This window comes from Bradyrhizobium sp. 187 (assembly GCF_023101005.1).
Classification (GTDB): Bacteria; Pseudomonadota; Alphaproteobacteria; order Rhizobiales; family Xanthobacteraceae; genus Bradyrhizobium; species Bradyrhizobium canariense_D.
In genome coordinates this window covers 2,909,863-2,926,763 of the sequence record NZ_CP064693.1, presented here as the reverse complement: position 1 = coordinate 2,926,763, position 16,901 = coordinate 2,909,863, and the positions used below count along the sequence as shown (strand labels likewise).

17 protein-coding genes and 2 pseudogenes are annotated in these 16,901 nt (G+C 57.4%); 14 read left to right on the top strand and 5 right to left on the bottom strand.

Translation table 11 applies throughout. The features are described from left to right. Positions 1-10 precede the first annotated feature (10 nt). The 5 genes from IVB19_RS13790 to IVB19_RS40655 all read left to right on the top strand — a co-directional run bounded on the left by IVB19_RS13790 (position 11) and on the right by IVB19_RS40655 (position 3,420). A complete protein-coding gene (locus tag IVB19_RS13790; RefSeq protein WP_247821487.1) occupies positions 11-1,030 on the top strand; it encodes a TAXI family TRAP transporter solute-binding subunit in 1,020 nt (339 codons plus the stop codon). Continuing rightward, positions 1,027-1,587: a hypothetical protein gene (locus IVB19_RS13785; protein WP_247821486.1), complete on the top strand. Its 561-nt coding sequence runs from the start codon at positions 1,027-1,029 to the stop codon at positions 1,585-1,587. Before IVB19_RS13790 ends, IVB19_RS13785 begins: the two co-directional genes overlap by 4 nt. 34 nt (positions 1,588-1,621) lie before the next feature. Continuing rightward, positions 1,622-2,218: a DsrE family protein gene (locus tag IVB19_RS13780; RefSeq protein WP_085349057.1), complete on the top strand. Its 597-nt coding sequence runs from the start codon at positions 1,622-1,624 to the stop codon at positions 2,216-2,218. Positions 2,219-2,700: 482 nt separating this feature from the next. Beyond that, positions 2,701-2,997, top strand: coding sequence for a hypothetical protein (locus tag IVB19_RS13775; RefSeq protein ID WP_085349058.1), 297 nt, complete (start codon positions 2,701-2,703; stop codon positions 2,995-2,997). Positions 2,998-3,132: 135 nt separating this feature from the next. Continuing rightward, complete coding sequence (locus IVB19_RS40655) at positions 3,133-3,420, top strand: DUF7662 domain-containing protein (protein ID WP_433994716.1); 288 nt, start codon at positions 3,133-3,135, stop codon at positions 3,418-3,420. 180 nt (positions 3,421-3,600) lie between these two features. Here IVB19_RS40655 and IVB19_RS40650 read toward each other — a convergent pair. Then, a pseudogene (locus IVB19_RS40650) lies at positions 3,601-3,894 on the bottom strand (hypothetical protein); the annotation flags it as partial. A 421-nt stretch (positions 3,895-4,315) separates the two neighbouring features. Here IVB19_RS40650 and IVB19_RS13765 point away from each other — a divergent pair. Continuing rightward, positions 4,316-4,474, top strand: a complete 159-nt coding sequence (locus tag IVB19_RS13765) for a hypothetical protein (RefSeq protein ID WP_018456767.1) — start codon at positions 4,316-4,318, stop codon at positions 4,472-4,474. A gap of 672 nt (positions 4,475-5,146) precedes the next feature. Here the strand turns inward: IVB19_RS13765 and IVB19_RS13760 are convergent. Then, a complete protein-coding gene (locus IVB19_RS13760) occupies positions 5,147-5,362 on the bottom strand; it encodes a hypothetical protein (protein WP_018456770.1) in 216 nt (71 codons plus the stop codon). Positions 5,363-5,442: 80 nt separating this feature from the next. On the opposite strand from IVB19_RS13760, the gene IVB19_RS13755 reads away from it, so the two are divergent. The 5 genes from IVB19_RS13755 (at position 5,443) to IVB19_RS13735 (ending at position 8,824) form a co-directional block, all read left to right on the top strand. Next, positions 5,443-5,868: a hypothetical protein gene (locus tag IVB19_RS13755; protein ID WP_157642985.1), complete on the top strand. Its 426-nt coding sequence runs from the start codon at positions 5,443-5,445 to the stop codon at positions 5,866-5,868. Positions 5,869-6,640: 772 nt separating this feature from the next. Next, the gene (locus IVB19_RS13750; RefSeq protein WP_143274148.1) at positions 6,641-7,009 is read left to right on the top strand and encodes a hypothetical protein; all 369 of its coding nucleotides are present in this window, start codon (positions 6,641-6,643) and stop codon (positions 7,007-7,009) included. Beyond that, complete coding sequence (locus IVB19_RS13745; protein WP_247821484.1) at positions 7,009-7,224, top strand: hypothetical protein; 216 nt, start codon at positions 7,009-7,011, stop codon at positions 7,222-7,224. The genes IVB19_RS13750 and IVB19_RS13745 overlap by 1 nt, the downstream gene beginning before the upstream one ends. A gap of 320 nt (positions 7,225-7,544) precedes the next feature. Then, positions 7,545-7,718 carry a hypothetical protein gene (locus IVB19_RS13740; RefSeq protein WP_162847236.1) on the top strand — a complete coding sequence of 58 codons (174 nt, stop codon included), beginning with the start codon at positions 7,545-7,547 and terminating at the stop codon, positions 7,716-7,718. A gap of 893 nt (positions 7,719-8,611) precedes the next feature. Further along, positions 8,612-8,824 (top strand): hypothetical protein, encoded by a 213-nt coding sequence (locus tag IVB19_RS13735; RefSeq protein ID WP_018456774.1) that lies wholly within the window; start codon positions 8,612-8,614, stop codon positions 8,822-8,824. Positions 8,825-8,923: 99 nt separating this feature from the next. On the opposite strand, the pseudogene IVB19_RS13730 reads toward IVB19_RS13735, so the two are convergent. Further along, positions 8,924-9,119, bottom strand: a pseudogene (locus tag IVB19_RS13730) (cold-shock protein). 379 nt (positions 9,120-9,498) lie between these two features. Beyond that, positions 9,499-9,798, bottom strand: a complete 300-nt coding sequence (locus IVB19_RS13725; RefSeq protein WP_026233247.1) for a hypothetical protein — start codon at positions 9,796-9,798, stop codon at positions 9,499-9,501. Positions 9,799-10,936: 1,138 nt separating this feature from the next. Here IVB19_RS13725 and IVB19_RS40410 point away from each other — a divergent pair. After that, on the top strand, positions 10,937-11,242 hold the full coding sequence (locus IVB19_RS40410; RefSeq protein ID WP_346283654.1) for a DNA ligase-like domain-containing protein: 306 nt from the start codon (positions 10,937-10,939) through the stop codon (positions 11,240-11,242). Positions 11,243-13,021: 1,779 nt separating this feature from the next. Here IVB19_RS40410 and IVB19_RS13715 read toward each other — a convergent pair. Then, the gene (locus IVB19_RS13715) at positions 13,022-13,501 is read right to left on the bottom strand and encodes a hypothetical protein (RefSeq protein ID WP_231188667.1); all 480 of its coding nucleotides are present in this window, start codon (positions 13,499-13,501) and stop codon (positions 13,022-13,024) included. 629 nt (positions 13,502-14,130) lie between these two features. Here IVB19_RS13715 and IVB19_RS13710 point away from each other — a divergent pair. Together IVB19_RS13710 and IVB19_RS13705 are read left to right on the top strand one after the other, a co-directional pair. Then, positions 14,131-14,469: an H-NS histone family protein gene (locus IVB19_RS13710; RefSeq protein ID WP_085357172.1), complete on the top strand. Its 339-nt coding sequence runs from the start codon at positions 14,131-14,133 to the stop codon at positions 14,467-14,469. 1,038 nt (positions 14,470-15,507) lie between these two features. Then, positions 15,508-15,690, top strand: coding sequence for a hypothetical protein (locus tag IVB19_RS13705; protein WP_245333112.1), 183 nt, complete (start codon positions 15,508-15,510; stop codon positions 15,688-15,690). Positions 15,691-16,901 lie beyond the last annotated feature (1,211 nt).

The following is a 16,901-nucleotide window of genomic DNA, read 5'->3' as shown; positions in this document are numbered from 1 at the left end:
AGCCGGATCGATGAAGCAGCTGGTTGGAATACGCTCTTGGTTTCTCCTCATCGTGATAGCCGCTCCGCTTCTGATCCTGGGCTGTTGCGCAGCAATGGCCCAGCAGACTCCGCGGGCGCGTGCGGATCATGCAAGGGCCGAAATCGCGGCCATGAACGATTGGACTGTTGGAATTGCCGGAGGTCTGCTGGAAGGAGCTCCCATTCGGCTTGCCGCGGAAATGGCGCGAGTGGCCGATGATGGAACGGACCTCCACGTGCTGCCCATCGTGACCCGTGGCGCAACCGAAAACGTCAATTCGCTGCTGTATTTGCGGGGCATTGATGCAGCAATCATCAATTCCGACGCACTTGACGAGTACAAGAGCCAAGTGCCGGACATCCAGCGACGGATCACCTATGTGCTCAACCTGTTTCCATCTGAACTGCACGTATTCGTCAGGCCCGAAATTCAGAGCTTGAGTGATCTGGTCGGAAAGAAGGTCAATTTCAACACCCAAGGTACCGCCGCAGCTTATTCGGGCCCGCTGATCTTCAGCCGGCTGGGTATCGAGGTCGATAAGGCATTCATCCCCCATCAGATTGCGATGGAACAAATGCGCAGGGGTGAGCTGGCCGCCGTCGTTTTCATAACATCGAAGCCGGTGGATGCATTCATACGTGGTCGTTGGGATGCCGGCTTCAAGTTCTTGCCGGTCCCCTACGAGAGCAAACTCGAAGATTATTATCTGCCATCTTGGCTGGACGCAGCTGATTACCCGAACTTGATCAGGCAGGGGGAACGCGTGACAACTATTGCCGTTCCAACCGTACTGGTCGCTTTCAATTGGCCGATCAAATCCAATCGCTTTCATCGTGTGGCGCGCTTTGTTGACCGCCTGTTCTCGCGGATCGACAAGCTGCAGGAGCCCGGTTTCGATCCGAAATGGAAGTCGATCAACTTGGCGGCGACGGTCCCTGGCCTGACGCGCTTCCCCGCGGCGCAGGCCTGGCTCGATCGTCTGCCGCGTTCGAGCCAGGCGGCACAATGACGTTCACCCTGATCGCTCTCGTCGTGACCCTCGGGATCGCAAATGACCTCGCTTCGGCCCGAGGCGCCGAAGACCCTATGGCGCCGGTTCGCGTCTCTGATCGGCCCGCAAATGGAGCCGGGGCGTGGATCGTCAGCGAGACCACCTCGCCAGTCGATTATTCATCGATCATCAAGGCTACACTACCATCTCAATGGGGCAGTTCCGACGCAGCAATGAGCCTGTCGATACGCTGTCGCGGCGGCCTGACCGAAGTGTTGCTTGATGGAGCCGGCCTGTCGGGCCGCCGCGAGGATTACACCCTTTCCCTGCGCATCAATGATGATCCACCTTTTCAGGTCTCAACAATTACGTCGGTGCGCGGTGTCGCGCTTGAAGGCGATGTCGTTCGCCTGTTGCAATCGATCCCCGGCCACACCAAACTTTCCGTGCATGTGTCACGCCGAACGGGGACCAGCGCCGGTGCAGTGTTCGCTCTCGATGGTATCGAGAGCGTACGTGCAAAATTTGCGGCAACATGCAAATGGCCACGCGCGATCGCGAAGCCCAACAATTGATCATGAACCTCAGCTTGCTTGGAGAAACAACAAAATGCACAAATTTCCGAAGATTATCACAGCGATGATCGCGACAATCATCTCGCTCCCGGTCGGGCTGTCTAGTTCCGCGGCACAGGAGACTCGCCTGCTCTCGGCACAGCCCAGTTTGCCTGCAGCCTCAACACATGGCGCGGCAAGAACGCACGCGAATTCATCGGCGCGGGCCGCGACGCCAAAACAATTTGAGCTGGCGCGCATCGCGCCATCGTCTGCTGCCAAGAAAGAGCACCGCTTAATCCTTCAGGTCAACACAAGCGACTCCGCGTCAATGAATCTTGCATTGAACAATGCACTCAACGTCGCGCAATACTACAAGGAGGTTGGTGAAGGAGTGAAAGTGGAGGTGATTACCTTCGGCCCCGGCCTCCATATGCTCCGCGATGACACATCGCCGGTGAAAGCGCGAATTGAGGAAATGGCTCTGAGCACGCCGGAAGTATCATTCAAAGCCTGTGGAAACACGCAAGAGAAAATGCAAAAGGCCGAAAATAAAGACATTCCGATCGTTGCCCAAGCCCAAGTGGTGAGGTCGGGCGTCGTTAGGGTGATGCAGTTGCAGGAGCAGGGATGGACCTACGTCAAGCCATGAAATGGCGACCAGACAATGCCTATCGAGCGGCTAGGTGCCGGCCTGCGGTCGCGACACCCCGATCGAGTGGGTCGCCGCAGCCGATGCAAATTGACTGGCCTCGATCGGGACAGATCTATCGCGCGCTATTGACCGGGCAGCGCCAGACCGACTGTCTGATCATGCGCACGAGAGCGACTTCGGGAGCGGGTTGAGCGAACATCGGTTCGTCTCAGTCACTTGCGAGGTCTGGTAGCAATTTTGCGGGGCAGCCCCTGCCCCGCCCATCCTACTCGGCCGCCTGCTAAGGTCGATTGTCCCGTAGCAGCATAGGGTATCGGAGATGCAGGGCGGCGCGAGCTGTGACGCACAGTGCTTCGATTTACGTCAGTTCTGATGACCTCTTTTTCGAGGGCAAGCGATTAAATTACACTGGATTTTATTTTGTTAACACGTCAGATTTCTAAACTTAAAGCGAGTCGATTTTACGTTGGGGATGTTAAATGGCAAAACCTGCCGTTTCCCGTAATGCCTTTCGAGCGTTATTCGCTCTTTATGCGAAAGCTGATCACAAGCACAATGGCGATTATTGTGTGTTGAAGCTGCCTGGATCCGCTCAAGGCATTCCTGATCGGCTGCTACAGCAGTGGTCGCACCAGGCTGATCTACCCGGCGCTGAAGCCATCGCCAGCACACTGGAGCCGCGCACCCGCGAGATCGTGAATGGTCGTAAACGCTATGACCACGCCAGCGACTTTCTCCACGTGCTGCTGAGAGACCTAGAGCTAAGGGAACACTGAAGAGACGTCGCTGCGTCAGGCTCCGCGAGGTCTTGCAGACCTGAATGATAATGCCTTTTGCCTCCGCGCTCTATATGCACCAGTCTGCTATTCCAATGCCGGGCAGCCGGCCCATTTTGTCGATATGGTGCTCGCATGCCGAGGTCGATTTACCAGCCATTGCATGAAAGGCTGCGAACGGAGAACGGTCAAAGTCTCCGCCTCACCTTTTCAGAAATTGAAGCGATCTTGGGGAAGCCTCTGCCGAGATCGGCCTACACCTTCACTGCGTGGTGGAGCACACTGAAGAGAGCAGGTCCTCAAGCGAGAGCGTGGATATCCGCTGGTTATCGTGTCCGGGTCTCAATGAAGCACCGCATCGTCGAATTCTATCGTTCTGATGTGAACACCAATGATCGTCATGGAACGCCCTGGCTGCATTGAAGCTTCCCATGATGGCGGACCGTGTTCGGGACAAACTGCGAGAACAAGCCGGCGCAGAATCAAGTTGCAACTTCAGGGCCGCAGCGAAAACTGCTGCGGCCCTGTTTTTGAGCGGAAGCCGCGAACCGGATGCTCCGGAACGTGGCGAGAAAACTCTAACGGGAACGCTGCGCGATGGCTTTAAGCCGCATGAGGGTTGACGATGGTGTACCCTCGCAGGGAGCGCGGGTGAATTCGCGTTGCGTGCCCACCTGAGTTGGCATCGTACGCCTTCCAGATGTCACCAGCGATGGGCTGTTCAAGGACGAAGACGTGTCCACGTCGCGCGGCAACCATTCCCGGTGCTGGCGAGGTGCGGGGAAAGCGCAGCCAATTGGCTGCGAGGTTCAGTTCCGGTACTACCCGACCAAACACTCGGATCGCCGCACCACATCCGCAGAACGATCGAGGGCAACCGGCCGGACGACCGCTAACGATCTCACTACTTAAGGCCCCTGAGCTGGCCACAGACATCCGTAGGCTAGCAACGGCACCTCGCTGCAGGCGCGGTGCCGGTCTCGTGTATCTCTGCGCCTGCACCAGCGAAGATGAAAAGTCGCATGGCATAATCACGTTGCATTCAGGTGGCAAAGCGGCGCGCAAGGGGCGCGCTTCAGATGAAATGGATGTCGCAAAAGCGAGCAATAAAGCTACGACTACTCGAGTGAACATGCAGGACTCCGGGTTAATAGCCCTGCCCCGACGCGCAGAAAGCGCCTTTTAATTTGGCGAAATTAAGTTGCAAAACTAGCATTAAATAGGATTTTATGGCCGAGTTAAATCAAGAAAAGAAAGGAACGTTTCGATTTGCCTCGAGTCCTTGTGCGACCGATCCCTTGTTGTCGTGGATCGATAGATGGAAAAGGCAGTCGCCTACGCAATCTCAGCGGCCCTCGTAGGTATCGGTGTTTTGATACTGGTCGTTGGCCTGTCCTCCAGCTCGCCCGCTTTGTGGGTGATGGTCGCGCTCGTGCCGATCACGATCGGGATCGTGAGCGCTTTTGGCCCCGTGTAAGGATGGGGAAAACGGCCGATGCGTCAGATCGTCTGCATTTTCCGAATCGCGCCTCTGTGCACGCTCTCAACTGGTTTCAGATTTGCGGGTACACGCGCGTGAGCCATTTCGTCTCTATGCTTCTGCTTGCCCTCGCCCTGACGCTGACCTTGTGCTTCGGGGTGGCAGCCTGGCGCGTGTCGGCCGGCAATGACGTCGAGATCACCGCAACGATTCCGCATGGGGAATACGGATGGAGATCGAGGTCGAGGAACTGAATGCCTTGCGCTCACCCTTCGGCTACATCCTGGCGACTATGAACGTGGACCTTGACGACTCGCCATCGAGCGGAGGCTGCCCCGCGTCTCCTACCGTTCCTGCCTCGGGCTCGCCGACGGGCCTTTAGGACCGCAGGTCGTCCGTTCGCAACATAGCGATCAGGTTCGCGACCGCCAGCTCCAGGTGCGGCAGGGCATCACAGGGCTCTGCGGCATCGAGATCGTCCACGTGCCAATTCTGGACCCGGTCCGCGATGGCCAGGAAAGCGGCGTTCGACCATCGATTGATGCTCCGCCTCTTTTAATCCCATGACGATATCTGCTTGCCGGAAGTCAGGTAAGGTGCACGGCAGCGGAAGTTCATCAGCATCGTTGCCGAAAAATCCCCGACACGCGGCGAGGTCATAGCTTACCGTCAACTATTCTGACGAAGGAGGAATGGCATCAGCTTCTCAAAGATTTCTATCCGAAAGCGATCAATCTCCCAACTGAGCGCATCGCTGAATCCCGCGGCATACGCATGGATGATCGCTCGGTCCGCAGTCACTTTGGTCGTCACGCCATTTACGACCACCGAGCCTGTCAGGATCTTTCCGTCCCATTCAACAGCGCGACCATAACCCACCGACATGGCAACTCCAAACACAAGAAGGGTTGGTCTTATGCCGCACCAGGCGGTTATCTCACACCCACGTCGTCGCTTGTTTGTTCGTGCTGCCGCTCATCGTCCTCATCTCGGATAAGTTTGTGAGATTAGCGCAAACCAAAGCAAGGCACGACTGCGCACCACAGTCAGTTCCTTCCGATTCTCTCGATGAATTCCAACGCGGCTGGCGCAATGTCATCGAACTCGACAAAGCAGCGGCGCAGTTCATCTGCGATCTCTACGGTTACATCACGCGACCATCCCTCAACCGTGTTGAAGACCACGATCCGAGCAGGGTGCTTGTATTGACCTTCCATTATTTGGCGCATCAGCGTCGCTCGACCAGTGTCGTCTTCGGAGGTTTCGCTCCAGGCACGGCCGAGCCCACCTCCATAATCCTCGAGCACAAGATAGACGTCACGTGGATATGGATGAGGCACGATGGACGGAGAATGAGGCATGATCCCAAAACTCTGAAAATCGTCATTTAATTTCTATATTAAACTATATTAAATATGGAATTTCAATCTAATTTACAGCCGTCCGGCTGCGCTTTCGATCGGTCGACACTGCCTATCGAGCGACCCACTCGCCGGCACACGCGCTTTTGGAGGCGAGCAAAGAGCGAGCCGTGGGGTAACGGCGGCGGCGATGGCTGTCCCGACGGCAAGGACGACAGGGGCCGCTAACGTTTTTCGGAGGCACGGCGGTTGGTACGGGCTCGCCAATTACCGCGTTTGCCCGATTCCTCTCCCCAAGTGGGCGATGCAGTCGGGCCCCAGCTTTCCCCATTGCCCCAAGGCAAGGCTCATTTTGTTCGGCTTGGAACGACTTACTGATTGCCAAGTTTTCCCGTGCCTCCCCAAGGGGCAGCTGCCTTCACCAAGGCGGCTCGATAGCCCCAGCTTCACCGCCCTGAGGCTGGGGTCCTTTTGCTGTCTGGATAGCTGCAGACTCAGGAGGGCGTTGATGCAGGGTTATAGCTCGATCCTTCTTGTCCAACGGTTGAACGACCTCGTTTGTCAACTGTCAGAGCTGGAAGATCTGCGGCTTAAAGTCCAAGAGGCGGAGCGACGCGCCTCGGCTGTACCTGCATTGCAGTCGCCTCCGAGCACTCAATCGCAGCGACGGCGAGCCGCGGGGGAGCGGACCCCCGAGGAGTGACTGGAACCCGATTTATCCTGCGTTAGCGAACGAGCGTAGAGGCTGTGCAGCTCGACTGCCCTGAAGGGAGTGAACTTCACGATCCTCGCGTGGTGAGGCTTGAGCAAGGGGCTTCGCATTCCGCATTTATCTTCGGCTTTCTCGCGCGACAACACGCGCCAGTCAATTATCCGCGCAGAGCGACTGGCCGCCGAACTGATTGAAAATATCGATCGGCTGTTTGCCCCTCTTCCTCTCGATGAGGGAAATAGGGCGCAGCGCGCTCGAGCGGTCGACCAGCGCAAGCGTGTATTGGCGGATTGGCGCAGGCCGCACGCGACAGCAATGGCGATGAGACAGCATGGCGTTCTGAAGCCTTGCCCCACGCTGATGTTCGTCAATGGCGCCAGCGAACTCGACAAAAGCACGACCAGGACTTACGTGATACCTGCGTCATGCTGCTCGATCGGGCTGGCTGCGACTTGCTGATGACCTGCGACATCACTGGGCATTCATACCGAAGCGCGCAGACCATTGTGAAGCACTACCGCGCCCGGAAGGTGGCTCAGGCCGAGTCCGGCATCGACTGGCTTGAATTGCAGGTGCGGAAGGAAGGGCTGAACCTGGATCGTCATTCTGTCGGTGTTTTTCAGCGGTGCATGGCTCCGGCCAAAGCCTTCGGCTATGCGCGCTCTCGGGCGTGAGAGAGGTGCGCGTGAGCTAGTTCATGTCCGCGCTGCTAGTGGTGACTGCGTTGACGCTGACCCTATGCTTCGGCCTGGCAGCCTCGCGCCAGTCCACCGGCAGGGCAGCCGATTTCACCATTGCCTCCTAAAATTCCAGACTGGGACGCGGATGGGATGCCCCTGAAGACTAATGGCCTCGCCTCGGAAGCAGTAGCATGGCTTCCATTGACGGGGCTCCCCACCTATCGTGAGCACCGCATCATCAACCGGCAATAAAGGATCTGGAACTATCTTACACGTAGGTTCTTCCGTTCTGATTGGCCACTGGAGGCTAACAGATGACGGATGAACAGCTAGCTCTTCAGGCTGTGAGTGACGCCCAGCGCATTTTGGAAAAATACTTAGAACCGAGGCCCCGGAATAACGAGCGCATCATCTTGGACAAGCTGGTGGAGGTGCTCGAGCGGCCAGATCTTCTGGTCGCTGTTCATCGGATGCAGCGCGGCTCGTAAGCGCGCCGTTGCTGGTCGGCTCGTGCGAATTCGAGCCAGTCCTCAGCAAGCTTTAGCCACGGCTCCGCGTCGACGGGACTGACGGGCTTGCGCCGTCCGTTCCCTGCACACGTCAGCTAACTGGTAGAAGCGAAGTACATCTTCAGACATGCAAAATGACGCGACTAGGCCCATCACCCCGCCTCAAGAGTATCGCCTCTTCCGACACTGCCTGTCGAGTATCTTACATATCATCCTGATTGGGTGACTCCTCGCCCACTGTGCTAACCGGCAACCCCGCCGGCCCGCAGACGCTTTCAAGTGCCGGCTTTGCCGGTTGCCAGCACCATGTAGGCAGACGCCGCGTCACAACTCAGCAGGTGGCGTACCAGCCATCAGGAAACGGGAGCGGAGGCCATTCGCCCGCGGTGTCATTCGCGGCCTCCGGCTCGGCGTCGATTGGTCCACCTGCCGAAGGACGCCACGCAGGAGGCGCACCCGGCTCGCGATCATAGGGGTGCTGGTCGGAAGGCGCTGTGCTGCCGAAGTGCATAGACTCTATCGAGGGCATAAGTGCACCCCGCGCTCTTGATATCTCGCAATTAAATAGACAATGCATCTATTAAATATATTAAATGTTTGACTTGTTCAATCGCGAAATGATTGAATAGGTTTGTCCTACGGCGCCCGTGAGCGCGGTATTTTGAGGCCAGCGACCATGTCCTTGGCATTCCCGCACTGGCTGATGATCGCAGGGCGGGGTGACGGCTATATTGGTGTCCTCGTCAGCGGAAAGAAAGCGAACCGGGTTGATCGACCGCCAGGCGAGCCGATCGATGTGCCGGCTTTACCGCTCCTCAACTCGCATGACCCGCAGTAGCTCGCGCGCGTTCCGCCAAGAGCGAGGGTTAGCAATGGCCGTCAGAATTGAATGGGGTCCGCTTGAGGCGATAACGAACGTCCGCAACGAAGCGTGCAAGGCCCGAGACTTCATCATCCAATCCCATGATGGACACGTGCAGGGGCAGATTGTCGTGCCTGACGACGCCGATCAGTTCGTCATGGGGGCATGTGAAATCCGGCTTCTCGAGCTGCTAAAGGACGCCATCAAGGAACTGGAGCGGTGAAAGCGCCGAAGATTGCTGCCAAAGCGAGTACTAAATTCGATACGTGGTCAAAGCGCCCGGCCCGCCTGTGCGAACCGGCGGGCCCTGTCCCAGCCACGCCTACCGTCTCAGATTACCTGCGGACTGCTCGCCCCGATCGCTCACGATCTCGTAGCTCACCTTTGCACCTTCTGCCAAACCACTGAAGCCAGCCTTCTCCACCGCTGAAATGTGGACAAAGACGTCCTTCCCGCCGTCGTCGGGCTGAATGAAGCCATAGCCTTTGGTTGAGCCACTTCACAATACCTGTCGCCACGCACGTCTCTCCTAAATGACCGTCGCCACATGACAGAAGCTGATAAAAACGAAAAGCCCACCAACTTAGGATTTAGTTCAAAATGCGAGTTGGATGAATGACCGCCCGTACTGGGACAGGCGTCATGTTGCCCACATGAGGAAGGCAGCCAACGTGAACCGGCGCCCTCCCGTCAATTTCCCACGGTGGACCAGCAGGGAACGAACACCTCGATAGGGAGCTTGAGAATCTTGCCGGCTCCTCGCGAGCTAACTGAGCGGCCGCGGCTACCCAAAAGCAATCTCACTGCTGGCGCCTACACAGCCGGGACGAACTCGTCGGCTTGGAAATGGCCCGCAGTGTGAACCGGCGAATTTTTGTCGCAATCAAATGCGACGCGCTAACGCACTGAGCGCAGATAATGGTCTGGTCGGTTGGCGCGATTCATCTCAGCGAAGGCCTTCCCCAACTCTTCCGCCGTATGCTTCGCCTTGAAATTCTCCCATGCGATCATGAACCGCCCCTTCGCTTCATCGAGTGAGCCAGCTTTCCCGAACGGCGGACCGGGAAGCGTCACGATGCACGTCCACAACCAGAACCCCGGGGAGCATTCGTTGGCATAGCGGATGCGCCCGACTAGCTGCCGGTCCTCGTGAACCGTGTAATCATCCAGGCCTATCATCCGCAGTGTCAGAGGCATTGTGGCTTGCCGCAGGGTAGAAACGAAGATAAAGCGCGGCGGATTACATTGTGCCAATTAAACCTCGCCTGACCTGCGCGGCGAGGAACCCGTGTCCTCCACTGCGCCGTTGCTGTCTCGCTAGCTTGCCCAAGCTAGCGGAGCGGCTCCGGCGTACCTCAAAAGCCAACCCTGAAGCCGGGGCCGCCTCTCCGCCATCGGTCTTTTCGGAGCATATGTTGTTGCGCGGCGCACAACGCAGGTCCTACCGCCATAACCCCAGCTTGAGTCACGACCGCGTGCAGGAAACCGTTTCGAGCCTCACACGCAATGACGCGAAACAACGCCCTCCAAGACTGAACGGCATTGACGTCCTCTCGAGGAGAGTAAGATGAGGAAACTATTTTTCGGTGCGGCCTTACTCGCGATCGCATTCGTGGAGTGTTCAACGATTATCTCGGCCGCTCTTTCTGCAGCCCCGGAGCCAAGGCCGCAACATTCTCCGAACGCTTTGCGCCCGCGCTGAAGTCCGCCTCGAGCGGCTAAATGCACTCATAGCCGTTATGAACCTGATCTGGCGGCGCCTTACTTACATGATACTGGCCGGCATGCGGTCTAAGCTCGTGAGAGCAACGACTAAAACGACCGGTGTGACCGGCGGGTCATTTTTCCACTTTGACAAGATAAATCGACCGCACGATGCGGCGAGTTGACTGAGACGATCATGCGTGATCGCGCGCCGCTTCTCATCAGCTGTTAGTTTCTCGCGTCAGTCAAATCGTGACGAGAACAATAATAATTGCGATTTCAACCAGTAACACCGCTGCTGTCATGGTGGGGACGATAAAAACGTAGCCATGCGGAGGATGATCCGCCTCACCATCGGCCAAGAAACGGCCCCTCACATCTCATGGCGTAAGCAGGGGCGGGATGCGGGAGCCGTTTCTCGGTGGCCAGACGCGTTCGTCCGGCGCCAGGCACTCTCAAATTAATTCTATTTTAAATATCGGTCAACATTCAAATTGGCATTATATTATTTATTTATTTAAAAATGGCCCTGTGCTTTAAAATCGCCCAGCTTGCCTTAGAGCGAGCGCATCCGTCGTTCCCCATCCTTTGCTGCCTCGCAAGAGAGCAGGACGTATCCGCGGACAAACGCGTGCCGGCCGCTATCGCGCATGGCACGGATTGGATCGAGCGTTACCCATGGATTGCCGCGGCCGCTCTGAAGAACCGCCAGAAGCACTTCGTCGTCGAGGGTGAGGAGGTAGTGCTTGGCGTCGATGACGTTTCCGATTTCAACGCCCTGCACTCTCTGCCAGGCAGCTTCAATTTCCCGTCTCCGTTGGATTTTTTCAAAGATCCGGTGGCTATGGGCAAGCAGATCCTCGCGCAGTTCGACCCGTCGAAGATACTCCCGAAGGCACCGAATCTGCCGATGCCTGACCCCGCCCAACCCTACTGAAGCGGGCCGCGACCTGGACCAGGCTCAATTGCGCTTTCAGCACGAGGACGAGAAATTGCTTCCTCGCTTCTAGTCAAGCAAAACGGCCTCGGGACTTAATGGGGCGGTTTCTGCATCCAGGCTCGTTTGTTTTAGGTTACTGACCCCTCGATAAATCCCCGGCTCCATGCCTATGAACTCACTTCGGAGAACGACACGTATGGCGCACGAACTGCAATTTCTCTTTCTCCACGAGATCACGCAGGAGCAGCCCACTGGAGAGGTTCCGAAGCACGACCCAATCCCGCTCCTGATACTCTTTCTTGATCCTCCCAACCGTGTTTGCTGCAAAGTCTTGCGCAACCCGTTGGCTCCTTCGCTTAGGCCGCCCACATACGCCATGATGAGAACTGTCGGAGCGAAGCCCAGCAGGCACGCGACATCTATTGCTTCTGACCCTGTTGATGCTGTCTTGGTTGCCATCACCTTGAAAGCCAAAGAAAGATAACTGTCTCGGTAGCCGTCGCACGTGCCCTGGAGGGCGGCGAGAAGAGTCCTCGGCTAGGATTTCTGACGTTCCGATGCTCGCGCACGAAGCTTCGCTTCTCGTGTAGCTGCCCCGCGCACGTTTCTCGTTCACTTGAGCGCGCAACAGCGCCCCGCGACCAAGCATTCGAAATCGATGTGAGCTTAAACCGAAAGCAGTTCCCGGTCGGCTTACAAATGGAACCAAATTGACCACCATTAAATGAGAAATTTGATTATGTCATATAATCATGATGACTCCATCGCAAAAACGAAAAATATGTTGGGGGAAAACATGGGAGGTTGAAATGGAAGCTGCCCGCCGCCTGCGTGCAATGGCGCTGCTGTGCCGACAGACTGCCGCACTCCAACCTGAGAGAAGCTGGAAACTGCTTGCAGAGGCAGAGTACTGGGAGCATCTGGCGGCTGCGGCTTCAGCTCATTGAGCTTCGGTGGAGTATTCTTTATCTTTCGCTTTTCGTCGACTTCTTACTTCAAATCATTTTCTGAGGCATGTGATGTCGAGTACGCGTCAGATTTTTTCTAGTGCTGTTCTGAATGAACGGCACCAGGAGCTTCTGGAGGAGCTTAGAGAGGTGGAGAAGCTTCGAAGTAAACTCCGACATGTAGAAGCAAGAACAAGAAGAAAGCGTACCAAAGCGAGCGGCGGAGCAAGAGCCGTTTAGAGACGCGCCGGTCCGAAGGTTGACCCGCGTTGGCTCACTCGGGCGATTCGATGGACGGATTGCCCGCGTTCCTCGCATCTGCCACTATTCTGAAAGCGGACTGGCGCCTTCATCCCGCAGTAGCGAGCCTCGGTGACGACGTCGCTGCGACATGTCGGCAACCAGCCAGGCCGGGGTGCCTCACAATGCTCGAACTAACTCGGCGGCGAGACCGGCCGTCGATTCAGGATCGCGCGTTAGCTCCGACCTTCATTCGACGTTGCACTTCGGAACACAGCAACGAGTCGATCGCCTTGCCAAAGCTCAACGTCGTGCTCGTCATGCATTTGCTCGGCTCGGCGTCTCGCCGTCTGCTCATCAATGCAGTCGAGCTTTGCAGCGCAGATCAGTTGCCGGCTGCCGTCCACCACGAACACCTTGTACCGCATAATGCAGTCCGATCCCAAAGGCGACCGTCATCGTACTCGAATGTCCGTCTAAGCCGGTGCCAAACTAGGCGTGGCGCACGGAATCTTTGTACGTGTGGCAGTTCGGCTATACCGGCTCGTGGAATCCATTGATTGCGCGGCGGATGTACCTCGCATCTAAGCTAACGTAATCTCCACGCATGCCGAAGCGTGCGGCTCGAGCTCAAGAGCGAGAGGCCACCAAGCGTCATCAGCAGTACACCGAACCAGGCCGTCCAGCTGCGCGCTTCGCCGTGCGCCTCTGCAGTGCGCGCGCCCAGCGGCATATCTTGAGGTGCGTCGGCGAGAAGCTGCCCAACGTCGACTTGGCCCGGTGCGGAGTGTTCGGAGGTGATCTGGTTGGGAAGATCGACAATGGGGGCCGCCGACCCCGTGCCGAGATTGGAAGCGGCATCAGCTACCTTCATTTCGGGTACAGGCGGCTGAGATTGCTCGGGCGGTGCGGAGCGCAGCACCTCCGCGCGCGCATCAACGACCGCGCTCCACCTCGTCCCGTTCTCGTCCAAACTGGCGCTGCGGTCTTTGGCCATGCGAGCCCGAATCGGCTTCTTCACCGTCGCGATGCCCTCGGCCAGGAACCAGCATTTGCGGCGACCGTCCATTCGGTAGACCCAATGCTGTCCACCAGTGGTCGAGGTACCGGGACGCGGGACGCATTCGGCTTGCGGCGGAGAGGTTACCGTGGGTTGGGGCGTAGCAGTATTGAAGAAGTCGGCAAGAGGGTTGGAAGACGCAGGCGCCGCCGATAAACCTCCGACAAGCACCAAACTGGCGAAGTATAATCGCAAATGACCGGACATCGAAAACTCCCGGGTGCGCCCCACCCCCGCTCGAACCTTAGCGGCGACAACGGCTCCCATGCGGCTTAAATCGGGCGGCGCGATGAATTAATTAATTGTACTCTTGGCTACCTGATTAATATGCCGGTCACGAGGCAGCGCGATTCATCGAGCCGTCCGCGCCGCCGTCCGGTCGATCGCCATCTTTGCGCTCGTCCCCGAGCACGAAAGCGCAACTGGCCGAGGGTGGGTTTGTGGAGGTCACGAGACGTGGCAACCCATTCGCGGAGAATTAAATACTCCGCCACGATATTACCACTGTCGCGCCTTTCTCCCTGCTACCTCTCGTATTAAATGTGGATTGCATGATCAATATTTCACTGAGGGCTTGTCTGCTCCCGGATTCCCGACTTGTCTGCCTGGGCCTTCTGCCCAAGATTAGGGATGGAGCCATGAACACCGCGCATTTCAATTCGCTCTCCGTTGACGAGCTCTGGATATTTCACCAAGAGGTCGCCGCCAAACTCACTCAGAAAATGTTGGTGCAAAAAGCACATTTGGAGGAACGGCTCCACAGGATTGGACTGGCCAACGAGGCCACGCGGTTCAATCGCGAGCGCCGTCCATACCCGCCCGTTCGTCCCAAATATCGCAATCCGAAGAACCCGGCGGAGACATGGTCGGGTCGCGGCAGGCTGCCTCGATGGCTGCGGCCGCAGCTTCGAGGCGGCCGAAAATTGGACGATTTCCTAATCGATCGGGCTTCAGCCGAAAAGCGGCAGACAAGTTGAGCGCGCGTTGCGGCATTTTGGGATGGAAATGCTGGCGCCGGCTGTTCCCCCCTGGGCTCTGAGCTCCTCACATCATCGTTGAAGCGCGGGTCATAACCATGCTTCGAGGCATGGCCATAGCGAGAGCGCTGGGCTGATGGTCTCGCTGAATCGCTCGGGGGGCCCGCGGCGCAGTGAGGACATCGACGAGAATCTCAAGCACGCGATGGCCATGTCTAGTTGTCGTGCCCGCTGAAGTGCCGCCTAACCGCATTCCACGCTCGAAGGACTGGAAGGATGAGCACGATGAAAAGAACCCTGATTGCAACCGGCCTCATTGCGCGCTGCAGGAGTGGTGGGTCGTGATCGTCCAAGCGACCGGCCGTCGTGTTAATCGTCACCGGAGATGGAATTCCTGCTCGCCGAGTAGGTGCCGGTCTGCGCGAGGGCAGGACAACTACAACAAACAGAACGTTCACCAGTAGCCATATTCCCACAATGAGAAGAAAAGTACGCACGAGAACGACCATCGTTGATCTAAATCTGCCGAGCTTACTCCTGCCTCATACCCGGCACGCAACCGGCAACACTGCGTTCGCGGACGGAGCCGCTTCAGCGCAGCCGGCACATTTTCGCATCTCCCCGAGGCCGTTGGGCCCCGAGCGCTTTGCGAGCGTCCAGGATCGCTCGCAGCCTAGTCCGGCGCAACACTCGCGTCTGTGCGCTTTCGAACATTCATGCCCCTTCAGGTATGCTAGTTCTATGCATCATCCGGCGAGAGCCGGACAGGATGGCTCATCGGCCAAGACGGCTGTCCTCAGCCCGCAATCCCTGAACAGGGGCGGGGTCATGGAGCGTGGCCCAAATATCGCAGCACGAAGAGCGGCGAATTTGGCGGTCCGCATAGAACCAGTATCGAGTTTCGGCAGTTGACTCCGGGTGGATCCGAACCAGCAAACTGATTTGTTCGGGCCAAGGATAAGTTTAAAAGCTAAGCCGGCACCCATGAAGGACCTCCGACGACGTTTGGAAAAGGTCCGCGCTGACGCCAGAGAGTTTATGCTGATGAGCCAGCAAGCGACGGACATAGAAAAGCGCGAGCTGTTTAAGCGCTTGGCGGATGAACTCGCCTTCGAGGCTCTCGAGCTTGAGCTAATCGTCAAGAAAAATGAGCGAGCTAATCCGTGCGACCAGCACGAGGTCGTGGAGTTTAAGCCGCCCTCTCAGCGAACGCGTGGCTGATGCGGAAGAGGTCAAGCCGGCTAGATCGGCGTGACAACGGAACTTTGCGCATGGCTCCGCCAGCGAACGCTGCTCCGCCTTCGCCGCATCGCATTGCGGTTGGGAGGGGCCCAATCCGGAAGCGGTGATGTCATTGTACGCCGCCAGCAGTTCATCCATATGGTCCTTCCGTCGATTTCGAAGAACAGCGGGGTTTCAGGCAAGACGCCGAGGCTACGGAAGTGGTCGACTATTTCTCGGTGAACCTCGATCGCAGCCCACGCGAAAGCTGAAGGGACCGGACCAGCCTCAGTAGAAGGAGGAAGCGTTCCCCTGCGTCCGAGCCGGTCGAACTCGGCCGCCCCTTCTTCGAGCCCGCTGTCCCGCAACGCCCGCTTGTGGCATCGACCTGACTTTCAGAAGGTTCGCCGCGCTTTCGCGGCTGAGACAATCCGTACGAGCGCTCGAACCGCTGCCGTCAGAGTACAACATCGTAGAAGATCGTACTTTAGCGTACAAAGTCGTTGCCATGTTGGTGGCGATACGACTCGAATCCCGACCCGAACATTCTGGTTTTGGTTCTGCATCAACGGTATCTTTCTGCGACAGACAGAACAGATCGTCCGTTTTGCCCGCTGCAATAGCCCCGCACGTCCGAACAATCCTTGCACCGCATGTAACGCTCCAACTCGTGGATCGGCGTCGTCTTCGTTCGTCGCACGACTGCGCTCACACCGTCTAATGGGACGTAAGCTCTGACAGATTGCGACGCGCGCAAGCAGGAGCCAGCGTGCAGCTTTAAACGTTTATGGGCGTGGATCGATCTCGAAGATGATCGACATGGACCGGACAGAGCGCTTCTTTGCCGGATGACTGTCGTGGGCACGATCTGCCTCTGCGCCGCGTTTACGATGTGGATGCTCGTTTGAGCCGCCACTCATGCCGCCAACGGAGGCGCCCTATTTCGGTGGCTGCCATCTTGGCAAGGTCAGCCACTCGGTTACTGACAAGGTCAGCCACTCGGTTATCTGAGACGTGAATTCGTTCTGCCGGGCCTTCCTAAGCAGACTGTCTCGTTTGTCCTGGCGGAAATGACCCGGCTTCATCACGTAGCTGTTGAGCTTCTAGGTCAAGCCGAGCCCCACACTTCCGAGATCGCCGCAGCGCTTGCCGCGTCCCGGAAAGCGGAACTCCCTATGGTGTTACCCATGCGCATTTCGCAATTGTGCAGC